The 16,278-nt window shown below is 68.3% G+C and carries 14 protein-coding genes; 4 read left to right on the top strand and 10 right to left on the bottom strand.

Features of this window, described 5'->3' with window-relative positions:
• Window positions 1-124 precede the first annotated feature (124 nt).
• Window positions 125-499: a hypothetical protein gene (locus F7O44_RS04170; RefSeq protein ID WP_162448876.1), complete on the top strand. Its 375-nt coding sequence runs from the start codon at window positions 125-127 to the stop codon at window positions 497-499.
• 261 nt (window positions 500-760) lie between these two features.
• Here F7O44_RS04170 and F7O44_RS04165 read toward each other — a convergent pair whose 3' ends face one another.
• Together F7O44_RS04165 and F7O44_RS04160 are read right to left on the bottom strand one after the other, a co-directional pair.
• A complete protein-coding gene (locus F7O44_RS04165; RefSeq protein ID WP_162448875.1) occupies window positions 761-2,407 on the bottom strand; it encodes an acyl-CoA dehydrogenase family protein in 1,647 nt (548 codons plus the stop codon).
• A gap of 106 nt (window positions 2,408-2,513) precedes the next feature.
• Window positions 2,514-3,701: a PucR family transcriptional regulator gene (locus F7O44_RS04160; RefSeq protein WP_162448874.1), complete on the bottom strand. Its 1,188-nt coding sequence runs from the start codon at window positions 3,699-3,701 to the stop codon at window positions 2,514-2,516.
• 231 nt (window positions 3,702-3,932) lie between these two features.
• Between F7O44_RS04160 and pruA the strand changes: the two genes are divergently transcribed.
• From pruA to F7O44_RS04145, 3 genes are all read left to right on the top strand, one after another.
• A complete protein-coding gene (gene pruA / locus F7O44_RS04155; protein ID WP_162448873.1) occupies window positions 3,933-5,552 on the top strand; it encodes an L-glutamate gamma-semialdehyde dehydrogenase in 1,620 nt (539 codons plus the stop codon).
• Between the two features lie 171 nt (window positions 5,553-5,723).
• On the top strand, window positions 5,724-6,683 hold the full coding sequence (locus F7O44_RS04150) for a pseudouridine-5'-phosphate glycosidase (RefSeq protein ID WP_162448872.1): 960 nt from the start codon (window positions 5,724-5,726) through the stop codon (window positions 6,681-6,683).
• Window positions 6,680-7,552, top strand: a complete 873-nt coding sequence (locus F7O44_RS04145) for a PfkB family carbohydrate kinase (protein WP_162448871.1) — start codon at window positions 6,680-6,682, stop codon at window positions 7,550-7,552. The genes F7O44_RS04150 and F7O44_RS04145 overlap by 4 nt, the downstream gene beginning before the upstream one ends.
• Window positions 7,553-7,564: 12 nt before the next feature.
• Here F7O44_RS04145 and F7O44_RS04140 read toward each other — a convergent pair whose 3' ends face one another.
• The 8 genes from F7O44_RS04140 to F7O44_RS04105 all read right to left on the bottom strand — a co-directional run bounded on the left by F7O44_RS04140 (window position 7,565) and on the right by F7O44_RS04105 (window position 16,206).
• Window positions 7,565-8,845: an HNH endonuclease gene (locus F7O44_RS04140; RefSeq protein WP_162448870.1), complete on the bottom strand. Its 1,281-nt coding sequence runs from the start codon at window positions 8,843-8,845 to the stop codon at window positions 7,565-7,567.
• A gap of 94 nt (window positions 8,846-8,939) precedes the next feature.
• Complete coding sequence (locus F7O44_RS04135; RefSeq protein ID WP_162448869.1) at window positions 8,940-9,863, bottom strand: NAD(P)-dependent oxidoreductase; 924 nt, start codon at window positions 9,861-9,863, stop codon at window positions 8,940-8,942.
• Entirely contained in the window at window positions 9,860-10,564 is a 705-nt protein-coding gene (locus F7O44_RS04130; protein WP_162448868.1) for an SDR family NAD(P)-dependent oxidoreductase, read from the bottom strand. Before F7O44_RS04130 ends, F7O44_RS04135 begins: the two co-directional genes overlap by 4 nt.
• A complete protein-coding gene (locus F7O44_RS04125; protein ID WP_162448867.1) occupies window positions 10,561-11,475 on the bottom strand; it encodes a cupin domain-containing protein in 915 nt (304 codons plus the stop codon). Before F7O44_RS04125 ends, F7O44_RS04130 begins: the two co-directional genes overlap by 4 nt.
• Entirely contained in the window at window positions 11,472-12,827 is a 1,356-nt protein-coding gene (locus F7O44_RS04120) for an amidohydrolase family protein (protein WP_162448866.1), read from the bottom strand. Before F7O44_RS04120 ends, F7O44_RS04125 begins: the two co-directional genes overlap by 4 nt.
• Window positions 12,828-12,887: 60 nt before the next feature.
• Window positions 12,888-13,868 carry an alpha-ketoacid dehydrogenase subunit beta gene (locus F7O44_RS04115; protein ID WP_162448865.1) on the bottom strand — a complete coding sequence of 327 codons (981 nt, stop codon included), beginning with the start codon at window positions 13,866-13,868 and terminating at the stop codon, window positions 12,888-12,890.
• Window positions 13,856-14,866, bottom strand: a complete 1,011-nt coding sequence (locus F7O44_RS04110; protein ID WP_162448864.1) for a thiamine pyrophosphate-dependent dehydrogenase E1 component subunit alpha — start codon at window positions 14,864-14,866, stop codon at window positions 13,856-13,858. Before F7O44_RS04110 ends, F7O44_RS04115 begins: the two co-directional genes overlap by 13 nt.
• Window positions 14,863-16,206, bottom strand: coding sequence for a M24 family metallopeptidase (locus F7O44_RS04105; protein WP_162448863.1), 1,344 nt, complete (start codon window positions 16,204-16,206; stop codon window positions 14,863-14,865). The genes F7O44_RS04110 and F7O44_RS04105 overlap by 4 nt, the downstream gene beginning before the upstream one ends.
• Between the last annotated feature and the right edge of the window lie 72 nt (window positions 16,207-16,278).

Here is a 16,278-nt window from a genome sequence, read left to right as displayed (position 1 = left end):
TGCCAGCAATACTCGCACGCCTATGCGCGGACTACGAGGTGGTGTCCATAATCCGGACGAGACTGTCTCAAATTCTGTCGCCTCCACATGCGGCGTGACGATCATGATCGTCTATGCTGCGTTCGTGCGCAGGCTACTTGTCGTCCTCGTCCTACCGCTACTCGCGGTCACCGGCTGCTCCGAGATCACTGATCGGCTGTCCGGAAGCATCGACGCTGCGGCGTCCAGAGCCCTGGAGAAGGGCATCCAGGACCAGTTGGCCCAGGCGGGCATCGAGCTGCAAGGCAAGCCGGACTGTGCCACCGACCTGACGCGAAGCGGAACATCGCTGGCCGGCACGGCTCGCTGTGAGGCGCGCACCACGGACGGTCATGCCGCCACGGCTACCTTCGACGGCACCATGAGCAGCTCCGGATGCACCGGAACGGTCACCGTGGTGGTCGAGGGCCGCACGGTTGTCAACGCCGCCGAAGTGCCGGATTGCTCCGTCAGCCTCTAACCCCCAGCGGTGATCGTCAGCGGATTGTGGTTGCTGAGTTACAACCAGAACGCACTGTTGATCACCAAAACGCGACCACAATCCGCTGACGATCACCGAACCGTGCGGGGTGGCTATTCGGAGGCGTGGCCAGTCGCGGGCTCGGTGGGCTGGTTGGTGTCCTGGTGCTGGCAGTCGCACCATGACCGGCCCCTGGTGCGGGCCGGGCACTCGTCGTGACGGGTTTCGCGGCATTGGGAGCAGATCATGACGTGGTGTGTCTCATCGTGGGGGAGTGGCCCGGTCGAGAATCGTGCGGGTGTCGACGGCGGGTGGCACCATTCCGAACACTCCGTGCGAGGCGTCGAGCCGGGTGGCGCAGAAAGCGTCGGCGACGGCCGGAGGCGCGAACCGCACCAGCAGCGACGCCTGCAGGAGGACCGCCATCCGGCCCGCCAGAGTCCGGGCTTGGCGAGCGGCAGCGTCCGGTTCGGCGGCCACCGCACGCAGCAGCGATTCGACGTCGGCGACCGCCGTGCGGAGCTGAGCGCCGGCGCTGGGAGCGGCGTCGGCGGCGACGTCGACCTCTGCACGCCAGGCGTTGATCGCCTCCGGCTCCCGGGTGAGCACCCGCAGCAGGTCGAGCGCCTGGACGTTGCCGGCTCCTTCCCAGATGGAGTTGAGCGGCGCCTCGCGGTAGAGACGCGGCATGTCACTTTCTTCCACGTAACCGTTGCCACCGAGACACTCGAGCGACTCCGCGACGACGTGCGGCGTACGTTTGCAGACCCAGAACTTGCCCAACGGCAGCCCGATCCGGCGTAGTGCCTGCTCGTGCGGATCGCCGGCGTGGTCGACACACGACGCGAGCCGGATCGCGAGTGCGGTAGCGGCTTCGGACTCGACCGCCAGGTCTGCGAGCACAGCCTGCATCAACGGCGCGTCGTCGAGTTTGGTGCCGAACGCTGTGCGGTGCGCGGTATGCCAGGCCGCTTCGGCGACGGCGCGGCGCATCTGTGCCGCGGAACCGAGAATGCAGTCGAGGCGGGTGGCCGCGACCATCTCGATGATGGTGGGCACACCACGGCCTTCTTCGCCCAGCAGTTGTCCGTGGGTGCCGTCGAGCTCGATCTCGGCGGAGGCGTTCGCCCGGTTGCCGAGTTTGTCTTTGAGCCGCTGGATGCGGAAGACGTTGCGGGAGCCGTCGTCGAGAATCCGGGGAACGACGAAGCAGCTCAGCCCTTCCGGCGCCTGCGCGAGCACGAGGAAGACGTCGTTCATCGGCGCGGAGCAGAACCATTTGTGCCCGGTGAGCTCGTACCAGCCGTCGCCGGCCGGCTCGGCCCGGGTGCTGTTGGCCCGCACGTCGGAGCCGCCCTGCTTCTCGGTCATCGCCATCCCGGCCAGGACTCCTGCCTTGGCGCCGGGTGGGCGTAGCCCGGGCTCGTAGGGGCCGGTGAGCCGTGGCTCCCACACCGAGGAGATCGCCGGACTGACCCGCAGCGCCGGCACGGCCGCGTACGTCATCGAGATGGGGCACATGTGTGCGGCCTCGACCTGGCTCCACACCAGGAATCCGGCGGCGCGTGTCGCGTGCGCGTGCGGTTCGCCGAGTCCCCACGGGCCGGCGTGCAGGCCGTGCGACACCGCAGTTTCCATGAGCCGGTGCCAGGACGGATGGAAATCGACCTCGTCGATTCGATGGCCGTAGCGGTCATGGGTGCGCAGGACGGGGTGATGGGTGTCGGCCTCCCGGGCCCATTGGCGGGCCTCGGCAGAACCGGCGGCCCGGCCCAGATCATGGAGACTTTCACGCCGGGCGGCCGAGCCGTGGCGCTGGTAGGCCTCGACAAGGGCCGCGTCAGCGGCGAACGCGTCATAGTCGACCAGCGGTGGCGGCTGGTTGGTGACCTCGTGCGTGGCTGTCATCTCTCCACCGTATTGCGCATCCGCACACCTGACGAGACACACCGGATCAGCGGTCCGCCGAAGCGCGGCTGGGGCTATGAGACCGATCCCCAGCATGACCACGACGTCATCGCGACGGATCGCGCGTGAGCATCGAGTCGGCCAGCAGCGGAGCCATCGTCAGACCGAGGTGTAGCAGCAGCCGCTGATCGCCGCGGGCCAGGTCGAGACCGGTGATCTGTTCGATGCGTCCCAGCCGGTAATAGACGGTTTGGCGGTGCACATTAAGCGCCGCGGCCGACTGCTGCACATTGCCTCCGTGCTGGAGGTACACGGTCGCGGTGTCTCGCAGGTCGGTGTCGTCGTGCTCCAATAGCCGCAAGACGGCGGGGTCCAGGATCGCGTTGGCGAGGGAAGTGTCGGTGCCGCATCCCAAGAGCCGGTAAACGCCGAGGTCGGCCCAGGAGGCCACGGGCCGGAACTGTGGTAGCGCGTGACCTGCCCGGCTAGCGACGCGCGCTTCCTGCCAGCTCGCGTGGGCCTGGACCAGGTCGGCACGCGGAGCTCCGACACCGGCCGCCAGTTCCTCGCGATGCGGCGGTGCCAACCGCTGCCGGTACAGATCCAGGACCCGCTGCGCCATCGTCGTAGCTGGGGAGAGGTCAGTACCGGCCAGCGGCACGAGCACGACGGTATGCCCGCCCATGGCCGTGACCAGAATCGAACGGGGCAAGTCGGACAGACGCGCCGGCACCGGCTCGCCGGCGCCGGCTGCTTCCAGCCGGATATCGATGGCCGCGACCGGTGTCCCGCGCTGAATGACGCCTTGGTCGTGAATGTCCTGGGCGGCCTGTTCCGCCGTCTCGTGGTCAGTTGAGAGCAGATCCTGCAGCTTGTATCCGAGGTCTTCGCGGACACGGGAATCCTGTGCCATCAGCGCACCCGCTCGGCCCGCCAGCGCGACCGCGGCGGGGACGTCGGCGTCGCGCAGTTCGTTGTGTTCGTCGAGCAGCCACAAATATCCATAGGTGACGCCGTTCCAGCGGGCCGGCAGGCAGAGCCGCGCGAGGAGACCGCGGTCAGGTGAGGCCGGTATGTGTACCGGATGGTCGGTGGCAGCGATGCCGAACTGCTCGAACCATTCGCGGACATCGGCCGACGAATGCCGCCGCAGGATGGTGTTCTGGCGGACCTCGTCGATGGGGTCTTCGTGTGAGCAGAAGGCCACCAGGTTGAAGTTGCGATCTTCAAGTGTGGCCGGCCTCAGCAGGAGCCGGGACACCTCGTCGACGATGTCCTGAAGTTCGGGTCGCATGGCCGTCCTCCGGGTGCGCCACCGTGCACCGGGTCGTTGCAGGTCAGATACTCAATGTCCAGCATGGTTGAGCATATGTCCAATACGGATGCCGATCGCCGTGGCGGTTGTCCAGAGTGTTGGCGCGGGCACCCGCGTAAGTTCGCATCTACTAGTGCCCCGCGTGGCGTCGACATTCCCACGCGGGGCCTGACTGCCTCATGCACCGGTTTGGACGAGAGGACATCATCCGTGGACGCTGTGACCCAGGTGCCTGTGCCCGTGAACGAGCCGGTCCGAGCCTACGCACCCGGGAGCGCGGAACGCGCCAGCCTGGAGCGCAGGGCGAAGGAGCTGGATGCCGGGCCGGTGGAACTCACAGCGACGATCGGTGGGGAGCGGCGACCCGGCGGGGGACCGGAGCGGGCCGTGCGCCAGCCACACGCGCACAGCCGTGTCCTGGGGGTGTTGCGCGGAGCCACCCACGACGACACGAAGGCGGCGATCACTGCGGCGGCCGCGGCTGCGGGACCGTGGCGGAGCTTGAGCTTCGACGACCGCGCGGCGATCCTGCTCAAGGCGGCGGACCTGCTGGCCGGTCCGTGGCGGGACACCTTGAACGCGGCGACGATGCTCGGACAGAGCAAGACGTTTGTCCAGGCTGAGATCGACTCCGCCTGTGAGCTGATCGACTTCTGGCGGTTCAACGTGCACTTCGCCCGCCAGATCCTGGCCGAGCAGCCCGCGGCCAACAGCCCCGGTGTGTGGAACCGTCTCGATCACCGGCCGCTCGAAGGGTTCGTCTACGCGGTCACGCCGTTCAACTTCACCGCGATCGCCGGGAACCTGCCGACAGCGCCGGCGTTGATGGGAAACACCGTGTTGTGGAAGCCGGCGCCGAGCCAGCAGTTCGCGGCCCATTGGACGATGCGCCTGCTTGAGGAGGCTGGGCTGCCGCCAGGGGTGATCAATATGCTTCCGGGCGATGGCGTCGAGGTGTCCGAGGTGGCCCTGGCCGATCCGGCGCTGGCCGGCATCCATTTCACCGGGTCCACCGCCACGTTCCAGCATCTGTGGCGTACCGCTGCGGAGAACATCACCGGCTACCGCTCCTATCCGCGTATCGTCGGCGAGACCGGCGGTAAGGACTTCGTGGTGGCACATCCGTCGGCGGACCCTGACGTGGCGCGGACAGCGCTGATCCGCGGTGCGTTCGAATACCAGGGGCAGAAGTGCTCTGCGGCGTCGCGCGCCTACGTGGCCCGCAGCGTGTGGGATCGGATGCGCGATGACCTGGTGGACGTGACGCAGTCGCTGCCGATGGGTGATGTGCGGGATTTTGAGAACTTCCTGGGCGCCGTGATCGACGAGCGGGCCTTCACCAAGCTGAAAGGCGCGATCGATCGTGCCCACGCGGAGCCGTCCATCACGGTGCTTGCCGGGGGCACGTACGACGACTCGACGGGCTATTTCGTCCGGCCGACGATCGTTGAATGCCCGAATCCGGACGACGAGGTGTTCACCACTGAGTACTTCGGACCGTTCCTGGCCGTGCATGTGTACGACGATGCCGACTTCGAGCGCGTCGTCGATCAGATGGAAGGTGTCGCACCCTATGCCTTGACCGGTGCGATCATCGCCCAGGACCGGACCGCGATCGCTTACGCCACAGAGGCGCTGCGTTTCGCCGCTGGGAATTTCTACATCAACGACAAACCCACCGGTGCTGTCGTTGGCCAGCAGCCTTTCGGTGGCGCGCGGGGGTCGGGTACCAACGACAAAGCCGGCGCGCCGCAGAACCTCCTGCGCTGGACCTCCACCCGGGCGATCAAGGAGACTTTCGTCCCCGCCACCGACCACCGTCAGCGGTAGCGGACGCGCTTCACGCCGCACCCAGATCCCACGCCGCACCCCGATCCCACGCCTCGACCCATATCTCCCCCTCCACCCCTTCGGTGATCGTGAGCACGTTGTGGCTCTGATCGCCACGACAAATCGGGCATAACGATGCGGTTGGGGGCTGTAATGTGCTCACGATCACCGATGCGGGGACGCAGGCAGGGTAGCGTCCGGGTTGTGCCTGATTCGAACTTTGACACCAGCGACGAGGTCCGCTCCGCCCTGAACGCGGGCGCGCCGGTCGTGGCGCTGGAAAGCACCATCATCTCCCACGGCCTGCCTCGCCCGGATAACCTGCGCGTCGCGCGCGAGATCGAGCAGACGGTCCGCGACAACGGAGCGGTTCCGGCCACCATCGGCATGGTGGCCGGCCGCTTATGTGTGGGCCTGGATGACGACGCCTTGACCACGCTGGCGACCAGCGACGACGTCGTGAAGCTCTCGATCCGCGACCTGGCGGTGGCGGCGGCCCGAGGCGTCGACGGGGCGACGACGGTGGCCAGTACCAGCGCAGTCGCGGCCGCGGCCGGTATCAGCGTCTTCGCCACGGGCGGTCTGGGCGGCGTGCACCGGGAGGCGGCGCAGACCTTCGACGAGTCCGCCGATCTGACGACGCTGGCCGGCGCACCGATCGTCGTTGTGTGCGCCGGGGTCAAGTCGATCCTGGATGTTGGCGCGACGCTGGAGCGGCTGGAGACTTTGGGGGTGGGCGTCGTCGGCTACCGGACCACGCGCTTCCCGGGCTTCTTCGTCACCGATAGCGGGTTCGAGGTGGACTGGAAGCTGGACTCGCCGGAGCAGATCGCCGACGCCTGGCGTTCCCACATGGCGTTCGGGGTCAGCCCGGCGGCGCTCGTCGTCGCCAACCCGCTCCCGGAAGACCAGCAGCTGGACCGCGACCTGCATGATCGCGTGCTGGCTGAGGGGCTGAACATCATCGAGCGCGACCACATCACCGGCAAGGACGTCACACCGGTGCTCCTGGAGCATTTCCACACGGCCACCGAAGGCGCCAGCCTGGCCACCAATGTGCGCATCATCCTGGCCAACGCCGCCCTCGCCGCCCAGATCGCCGTCGCCGCGTCCCGCGAGCAGCGTCGGTGATCGTCGTCGTCGGCGACATCGTCACCGATGTCCTGGCGGTGCTCGACACCGAGCTCGCGTACGGCTCCGACACCCCGGCGTCCATCCGGTTCACCGGCGGCGGGCAGGCGGCCAACACCGCCGCGTGGCTGGCCTCTCTCGGGGCGACAGTGACGCTGGTGGGCAGCGTGGGCGACGACCAACCCGGCCGCGACCGGCTGGCCGAGCTGGAGGCGGCCGGTGTGCTGACGTCAGTGGACGTACACAGCGGCGTGGGTACCGGTAGCGTCATCGTCCTCGCGCACGGCGAGGAACGCACCATGATCAGCGACCGCGGTGCCAACCTGCTGCTGGACACCGCGCGACTCGAGTCGGCGGTGGCCGCGGGAGCGACACACGTACACGTGTCGGGCTACACGCTGTTCGATCCGGCCTGCCGGGCGTCCGGACTCCGGGCACTTGAACTGGGCAGGGCGGGCGGCCTGACCACAAGTGTCGACGCGGCGTCGGCCGCGCCGTTGCGACTAGTGGCAAGTGACTTCCTGATCTGGGTACGCGGCGTCGACCTCCTATTCGCCAACGCGATGGAGGCGTCCGTGCTCACGAGTCCGGGTGACCCGGAGCACCAGGCAGGGGATCTGGCGCGGTCGACAGGTGGTGCGGTGGTCCTCAAACTGGGTTCCGGGGGAGCGGTGTGGGCCGACGACGCCGGGGGACGCCGGGAGCACGGCATACCGGTGCCGGTGGTGGACGCCACCGGAGCCGGCGATGCCTTCGCCGCGGGTGTGCTCGACGCATGGACCCGCGGCGCAGATGTGGCGAGCACCCTGAGTGCGGGCTGCGGTCTGGGCGCGAAAGCGGTGCGACTCATTGGGGCCCGTCCGTTATGACGTGCATGCCACTCAAGCAGCACGGCTACCCGCGGCTTCTGCCCTCAGGTGTTGCCGGTGCTGGGCGCCGGGTGCTGATGGCGGTCTTGATTGGTAGCGGTGACCGGTGGGTGTGATGGTCTCGACGATGTACCGGCTGGGATCGATGAGGCGAATGGTCCAGCCGGGTAGTTGCCGGGTGTGGTTGCCGCGTTCGCAGGTGCCGCGTCCGTTTACCGGTGTGGTGGGACCGCCGGCGGCGTGGGGCTGGATGTGGTCGATGTGTCGGATCGGTGCGTCGCAGAACGGGTCGCGGCATCGGCCGTCGCGGTAGATGAGCAGGCGTGCGAGTGTGCCGTCGAAGCGGCGTCGGCGCGGGTCACAGTCGGTGACGATCCCGGTGGCGGGGTCGGTGAACAGCCGGCGCAGGAATACACGTGCTTGTTCGAGCAAGGTGCGGGCGGTTTCGGCGGGGATGGGCCCGTAGTCGGTGACCTGGGCTGGTTCATTGTCGCCGAAGAGCAGTGAAGCGTCGGTCATGACCAGGCCGATCTCGGCGGTGACGGCGTCGGCGGTGGCTTGGCCGGTGACGCGTTCGACAAGGGTGTCGGCCATGATCTGCTGACGGGAGCGCGCGTCGCCGGCTGCGACGAGGGTGTCCGCGTGGCGGCGCAGGGCGGCATAGGCAGCGACGCCCTGTTCGCAGGGCAGAAGTGCGGAGAACGTCGTCATGGTGTCTGGTGCTGGGCGTACGCTGACCCGGCGGTCTTTGCGGGCGTGGCTGGCGCGGGCTGCGGCGCCGGCGGGGTCGGCGGCGATGGCGAGTGTGCGGGCGAGGCCCTGGGCCCGCCGGGGCCCCAGGGTGGGCAGCTGGGCGGCGAGCTCCCGGTCGACGCCGCGTCGGTCATCGGCGGCGAGGTGGGAGGTTTCGTTGACCACGTGGGTGGCCACCAGCTCGGATACCTCGCCGCGGCGCAGCAGAGCGAACGTGTCTGGGAGGTGTTCGGTCAGCGCGCGCGCCCGGGTCAGCTGCCGCGCTGCCGCCGACGGTGACACCTTGGTGGCCAGTCCGATCTGTTCGGGGACGCCGCGCATGGCGTGGCGGGCCTCGAACCCCATGGCCGTCTTCGCCTCGGCCTGCGAGCGGGCGAACTGGGTGATCTTCTCCAGCTGGAACGCCGCTGCGGCGGCTTTCAGCCGCTCAGCCGCGGCGATCATGTCGATACCGGCCGCGTCGTCGCCGACCACGGATGACAGCTCGATCAGCCGGTCAACCATGCCGGCTACCTCGTCTACCGCCACCTGTTCGGACATGTGTTCGATTATAGTTGGTAACCATTATCGGCACAAGGCGCACGGAGAGGATCACACGGGGTAATGGGAACGTGCCCCGAGGGAGGTCCGCCGCTCAGCCGGCGTCCGTTGTCCGCTGAGCGATGAATGCCGCCAAAGCGCTCATATCCGCGTCACCAAGCCCGGCGTCAACGGCCGCTTCGGCGACCCGGTGATTCACCGCGGTCTGATCCATGGCGACGCCGAGCTGTTCGGCGAGTCCGGTGATCAGGCTGAGGTCCTTGCGGACGAGCTCCAGGCTGAACGCGACGGGGGTCTTGTCGGGGTGCTCGAAGGCGGCCCGCTTGTAGTGGACGAACGGAGCTGCCACGGCACTGGAGGTGAACACGTCGTACGCGGTACTCCGGTCGATGCCGGCAGTCTCCGCGAGCACCAGCGCCTCGGACAGAACCTGGTTGAGGCCGAGTATGACGGCGTTGACCGCCAGTTTCATCGCCGCGCCCGTACCGGCGGTGCCGACGTGGAACACGGCTTTCGCCAGTAGCTCGAGGACCGGCCGGGCATCCTCCAGGGCCGCTGGGTCGCCACCGGCCATAAACGTCAGCTCACCCTTCTCCACCAGCGGGACGCTCCCCGACACCGGAGCATCCAGCAGCGCCGCGCCCCTCGGCTCGACCATCGCGCGGACGGTCGCGGCGGTTGCCGGGTCCACCGTGCTGGTCTCCACCACCACCGTTCCAGGCTTCAGCCCGGCCGCGAGGCCATCGTCGCCCTCGTATGTGCGCAACACGGCGTCGTCGTCGCCCAGGGAGACAAGGACGACGTCGGCCTGAGCGACGGCCTCCCGAGCGGTGCCGGCCACCGGGAAACCCGTACGCGCGGCGACAGCGTCGGCTTTTGCGCGCGTTCTGTTGTAGAGGGCGACGACGTCGCTGCCCGTCTCGCCGAGCCGCACGGCCATCGCCGCTCCCATCCGCCCGGTTCCGACCACTGCGACCCGCAGGGCAGAGCGCTCCGCAGAGCTGGCTGTGCCGCTCATCGGAGCAACCAGCCGCCGTCGACCGGCAGGTTCACGCCATTGACCGACGGGTTGCGCAGGAGGAACACCACCGCGTCGACCACGTCGGCCATCGACGCCAGCCGCCCGGTGGGCGTGCGGGACCGGAAACCTTCGAGGACCTCGGCCGGCTTGCCGGTCCAGAACGGGCTGTCGCCGACGATTCCCGGGTGGATGGCGTTGGTCCGGATGGGCGCGAGTTCGCTCGCCATGGTGTGCACCATGCCGATCACCCCGCCGTTCACCGTGGACACGGTCGTGGACCCGGGGTAGGGCCGGTCCTTGGCCAGCCCGCCGAAGACGACGATGGACGCGTCGTCGTTCATCCGGGGGAGCAGGGCGTGCACCACCTCGGTGTAGCCGACCAGCTTGAGCGTCGCCAGACTGCGTGCCGCGGCGGTGTTGTAGTCCGCCACCGTGTTGTGATCCCGGTCGACGGCAGCGAGCACCAGGTGGTCGACGCGCTCCAGGCCGGTCAGGGCGGAGGCGATCGCGTCCACATCGGTCAGCTCCAGCGCGATGCCCCGCGCGGTGCCGTTCAGGTCCTTCGCCGCAGACTCGGCGCGCTCGGCATCCCGCCCGGTCAGGACCACGTCATCGCCTTCGCCGGCGAAGAAACGGGCCACCTCCAGGCCGATCCCGGACGTCCCGCCTACCACCAGCACGTGTCGTGGCTGTGTCATGTCGCCTTCCCTTCCGCCGTCTCCGCGAGCCGCTCGCGCAGGTAGTCCCAGTCCCGGGCGAACCGGTACGAGTACCGGGCGGGCGGCTGCGGCGCCTGAGTCTCCAGCCAGCGCACCCGCCCGTCGCCCACATTGGTGAACGAGTGCACGCACCCGACGCCGGCCCAGGCGACGTCGCCGGCTTGCAGGACGTGGCGTTCGCCGTCGAAGCTCGCCTCGACGGTGCCCTCGAGGATCAGGTAAGTCTCCTCGAACGGGTGATCATGTGCCCCGGCGAGCCCGTCGGGTTCGTACTGGACCATGAACATCGAGGTCAACTGGGCGCCGAGGTCGCTGTCGACCATCATCTTGACGGTGATCCCGCTGTAGACGAGGAGCGCGGTACGCATGCTGGCTGAGACGGCCAGCATGCTCTGGCTCTGTCGGGTCGGATCCATGTGCGCCGGGGTGATGTTGCCGAGGCTGCGAACACGCGGGTCACGGACGTCCACCGGGATGGGGTCGTGTTCGGGCAGCGGCGGCACCAGGAAGGTGTCGTCGTCCAGGCGCGCCCGCGGCTGCGGACCCTGCATCTCGGCCCAGCGGACGGGGGCGTCGCCTTCGGTGCGCCACGCATGCGGCACCCCGATGGGGATCAGGCCGTAGTCCCCGGCGCCGACGCGATACGCGCCCTCCGAAGTGTCGACGACGGCCGCGCCGTCCAGGACGTGGAAACTCTCCTCGAACGAGTGCACGTGGGCCGGCAGGGCGCCGCCGGGTTCGAGTTCGCAGATCCCGAACCCGGTGTGCACGGCGCCGGCGTCTTCACCGACGACGGTCCAGCGCCGATAGCCGGTGGCCGCGGCTGCCCATCCCGGCTGTGACGTGAAGGACGCCTGCGCTGCGCGCCGTACGAGGTGCCGCTCGGTCATGCGACCGCCTTTTCTTTCGCGGCCGCTCCGACCAGGTAGTCGCGCGACGATTCGACGAGGTCGCGGGCGCGCCCGACGTGGCCGGTGAGTTTGCCGTCGCGTTTGCGGATTGCGCCGTCGACAATCACCGTCGAGACATTGCTGACGTCGGCGCAGAGGACGACGGCCGCCACCGGGTCGATGATCGGTGCCACGTTGATGGACCGCCCGTCGATCACCACGACGTCGGCCTGTTTGCCCGGCGTCAGCGAGCCGGTGCGGTCTTCCAGCCCGGCGACGTGTGCGCCGTTGATCGTCGCCATTTCCAGCATCTGCCGGGCGGTCAGCATGGTGTCCGGAACGGCGGTGTTCGCCTCCCAGCAGGAGGCGTTGACCCGGGCCCGCTCGCCGCCGAACGCAGCCCGCATCTGGGTGAACATGTCACCCGGAACAGTGGTGACAACGTCCACCGACAGGCTGGGCCGCAGCCCGAACTGATAGGACTTGTTGACCGGTGGCCAGCCGTGGCCCATCTGCAGCTCCACCTGGGCCGCGATCGAGATGGTGCCGCCGGTGTCGGCGACGCGCTGCCACTCGTGGTCGCTGAAGTAACAGGAGTGGATGTAGGTGGTGTCCGGTCCGAGCAGGCCGAGCCGGTCCAGTTGTTCCACCATCGCGAACCGCCCGGCCAGCCGGCCCATCGCCACGTGCACGGTGATGGGGATGCCGAGGTCGCGGGCCATCTGCCACTCGGCGGTGACGACGTCGTCCTGGCAGAACCCGGGGCCCCGCGTGGCCAGAGCGAGGGTGAGCAGCCCGTCGTCGCCTGCGAAATAGGTTTCCCGGACCCGGCGGACGTCGTCGGCCGGTATCACTTCGGCGCTGTTGAACCAGTACTTGGCCAGCGACGTGTTGGCCGAGCCGTACGCGTACTGCGCGCGGATGCCGGACTCCTGAAGCGCGGTGATCGCGGCGTCGGGGTGCTCGGGACTGTTGTTGATGTGTGACCAGTCCACCAGCGTCGTCACACCCGCGTTGAGGCATTCCAGCGCGCCGGCGAGGTTGCTCGCGTACACGTCGTCGGACCGGTACAGCGGCGCGAACGTGTCGAGCACCTCGACGAAATAGTCGTCCAGCGTCGCGTTCGGCGCACAGCCCCGGATCGCGGACTCCCAGGTGTGCCGGTGGGTGTCGACGAAGCCGGGAATGACGATGTGCCCGGCGGCGTCGATGATCTCCGCGTCGGCGTCGATGTGGTGGTCGATGGCGGCGATCTTGTCGTCCTCGATGAGGACGTCTCCTTGCGGCAGGTCTGCGACCTGTGGGTCCATGGTGAGCACATGGCCCCCACGCAGAAGCATCCGGTGCGTCATCTCGTCGTCTCCCTCGAGTTGAGTCGTCGTTGACTTAGGGGATCTCTGTGTCGCTGGTGGTCAGTAGGCCATCAGCCTTCTGATCTGGTCGGTGACGGAGTCGGTGGTGGGGATCACTCGCTCCTCGAGCGCGTCGGCAAAGGGAAGCGGCACGCAGGCACTGGCGATCCGTTTGATGGGTGCGTCGAGAAGGTCGAACCCCTCGTCGGCGACGAGGGAGGCGAGGGTGGCGCCCCAGCCGCCCTGGTACGGGTTCTCTTCGACGATGACGAGGCGGGAGGTGTGTTGCAGGGACGTGAGCACGGTCCGCACGTCGAGGGGTATCAGGCAGCGCAGGTCGATGACCTCGGCGGAGATGTCCTCCGGTGCCAGGCGCTCGGCCGCGGCGAGCGCGGTGGGCACGGTGGAGGCGAGTGCGACGACGGTGACGTCGCTGCCCTCGCGGACGATGCCGGCCTGACCCAGCTCCACCACGTGCTCAGGCGGCGCCGGGGTGCCCTTGCTCGCGAAGAGGCCTTTGTGCTCGAAGAAGACGACGGGGTCGTCGCTGCGGATCGCCGCGGCCATCAGCCCGACGACGTCCGCCGGGTTCGAGGGCGCCGCGATCTTCAGCCCGGGCACGGTGAGCGCCCAATTCTCCACCGCCTGCGAGTGCTGCGCGCCGAAGCCCAGCCCGCCGCCGTTGGCGGTGCGGATCACCAAGGGGACGGTGACCTGCCCGCCGGTCATGTACCGCACCTTCGGGATTTCGTTGGCCAGATAGTCCCAGCAACAGGCCAGGAAGTCGCTGAACATGATTTCGGCGACCGGCCGGATGCCGGTCATGGCCGCACCCATGGCAGCGCCGACGATGGCCTGCTCGGAGATAGGCGTGTCCCGGATCCGGTCCGGCCCGAACTCGTCGTACAGCCCCACCGTGGTCTTGAAGACGCCGCCGGCCGCGCCGATGTCCTCGCCGAGACAGACGACGCTGGGGTCGCGCCGCATCTCCCTGGCGATGCCCTCGGCGACGGCGTCGCGATAGGTGATCACGTCCGCCATGTGCTGCCTCCATCGGCCCAGACGTCGGTGAACGCCTCGGCGGGATCGGCGTCGGGTGCGTTCTTGGCGGCGTCGACGGCGTTGGCGACCACCTGCTCGGCGCGGCTGTCCGCCTGCGCGAGCTCATCTCCGGCAATTCCGAGTTGCGTCAGATGACGGTGGGCGACCGTCAGAGGATCGCGTTCGAGCCACTGCTCGAGCTCGCCGTCCGGGCGGTACTTCGCCGGATCGGTGCGGCTATGACCGTAGTGCCGGTAGGTCTGCGCTTCGATCACGGTGGGGCCGTCGCCCGCCCGGGCGCGTTCCGCCGCGCGGGCGACGGCGTCGTGGACCGTCAGCACGTCGTTGCCGTCGATGACCTCGCCCGGTATTCCGTAGCCGGGGGCGCGGTCCGCCGCCGGGTTGGCTACGGGCGTGACGGAGCTGATCGGGGTGTATTCCATGTAGAAGTTGTTCTCGCAGATGAACAGCACCGGCAGTTGCCACACCGCCGCCAGGTTGAGCGCCTCGTGGAACGCGCCGATGTTGGTGGCTCCGTCGCCGAAGAACGCCACCGCGACCTGTCCGGTGCCGCGCACCTGGGCCGACCACGCCGCACCCGCGGCCATCGGCAGGTGTGAGCCAACGATCGCGTACGAGCCCAGCATGCCGGTGTCCACTTTGGTCAGGTGCATCGAACCGCCCTTGCCACGGCACAGCCCGGTGGCCTTGCTCATCAGTTCGGCGAGGCATTCTTCCGGCGTCGCACCGCGGGCGATGGCATGGTGGTGGCCGCGGTAGGTGGCGAAGACGTAGTCATCGGGCCGTAGCGCCGCGCTGGCGCCGACCGCGACGGCCTCGTGACCCGCTGCGAGATGCGTCGTCCCCTTGACCAGGCCGGACATAAACAGATCGTGGGCGGCCTTCTCGGTTCGCCGGATGACGCTCATCTGCTCGTAGAGCGAGAGGAGGGCAGCGGCATCGAGCTGGCCGGCCTGCTGGGTGCTCGTCCCCGTCATTGTGGCTCCCCGTCGCCGTCGCCGGCCGGTGAGATGTTTGCCGTGGCGGTGTTGAGGTGCGACTGCGATTCGCGGACCGTGCTGAGCTCGCCGCCGACGGTCCAGTACTTGCGCCCGGCGACCAGCAGCTCTTCGGCCGGGAACTTGGTGATGACCTCGCAGCCGTCCGCCGTGACCACCACCTCTTCCTCGATGCGTGCGGCGGACCAGCCGTCGGCGGCCGGCCAGTACGTCTCCAGCGCGAACACCATGCCTTGTTCCAGGGTCTCGGGATGATCGAGGGAGACCAGCCGGCTGAAGATCGGCTTCTCCCAGATCGATAGACCCACGCCGTGGCCGTACTGCAGGGCGAAGGCGGCTGTCTCGTCCGGGAACCCGAACTCTTCCGCGCGCGGCCAGACGGACACGATGTCCGCGGTGGTTGCGCCCGGTTTGACCAGGGAGATGCTTGCGTCCATGTACTCGCGGCAGCGGGTGTAGGCGTCGCGCTGGGCCGCCGAGGCGCTTCCGACGGCGAACGTCCGGTAATAGCAGGTGCGGTAGCCGAGGTGGCTGTGCAGGATGTCGAAGAACGCGGGGTCGCCGGGGCGGATCAGCCGGTCGCTGTAGACGTGCGGGTGTGGTGAGCACCGCTCGCCGGAGATGGCGTTGACCCCTTCGACGTATTCGCTGCCGAGGTCGTACAGGACCTTGCTGACCAGGCCGACGCACTCGTTCTCTTTGACGCCGGGCCGAAGGAACTCGTAGAGGCGCTCGTACGCGGCGTCGACCATCGAGCAGGCCTGGGTGAGCAGACTGATTTCGTCCGTGGTCTTGATCCGGCGTGCCTCCAGGAACACCTGCTGACCATCGACGACGTCCAGGCCTTCGGCCCGCAGCGCTTCGAGGATCGGCATCTCGACGACGTCGACACCCAGTGGTTCTTTGTCCAAGCCATGTTCGCGGAGCACGGTGGCGACCTTGGCGGCGACGTCGGCGGCAATCCCGGCGTCGGGATGGAACGCACCCCGAAGTGTGGAGATGCCGGCGCGGGCTCGTTGCTCGCCGTCCAGCCACGGGTTGTACAGCTGGTGGTGTTTGGCCGCCGACCCGAAGTCCCAGACGTAAGGCTGCGCGGACCGGGGGAGGAGGGCGAACCGGATGAGCTTGTCCATCGCCCAGGTGCCGATATGGGTGGCCGTCATGTACCGGATGTTGGAGAAGTCGAACGACAGCACGGCGCCGAGGTCGGAGGCATCGAGGTGGATGTTCAGCCGCGCGAGGCGGTCACGTCGCATGCGGTCGAGATCGACTCGCTCTTCCCAGTCAACCGCATTGGGGCCGAAGGTCCGGATGGCCATTGGCCGGCACCTCATCTCAGGGCAGATGTTAAGCCCGATGTTCAGTAATGCTATCCATCATTGAACATGGAG

Origin of the sequence: Phytoactinopolyspora mesophila, from assembly GCF_010122465.1 — a bacterium.
GTDB classification, from domain to species: domain Bacteria; phylum Actinomycetota; class Actinomycetes; order Jiangellales; family Jiangellaceae; genus Phytoactinopolyspora; species Phytoactinopolyspora mesophila.
This window is presented reverse-complemented; position numbering and strand designations above follow the sequence as displayed.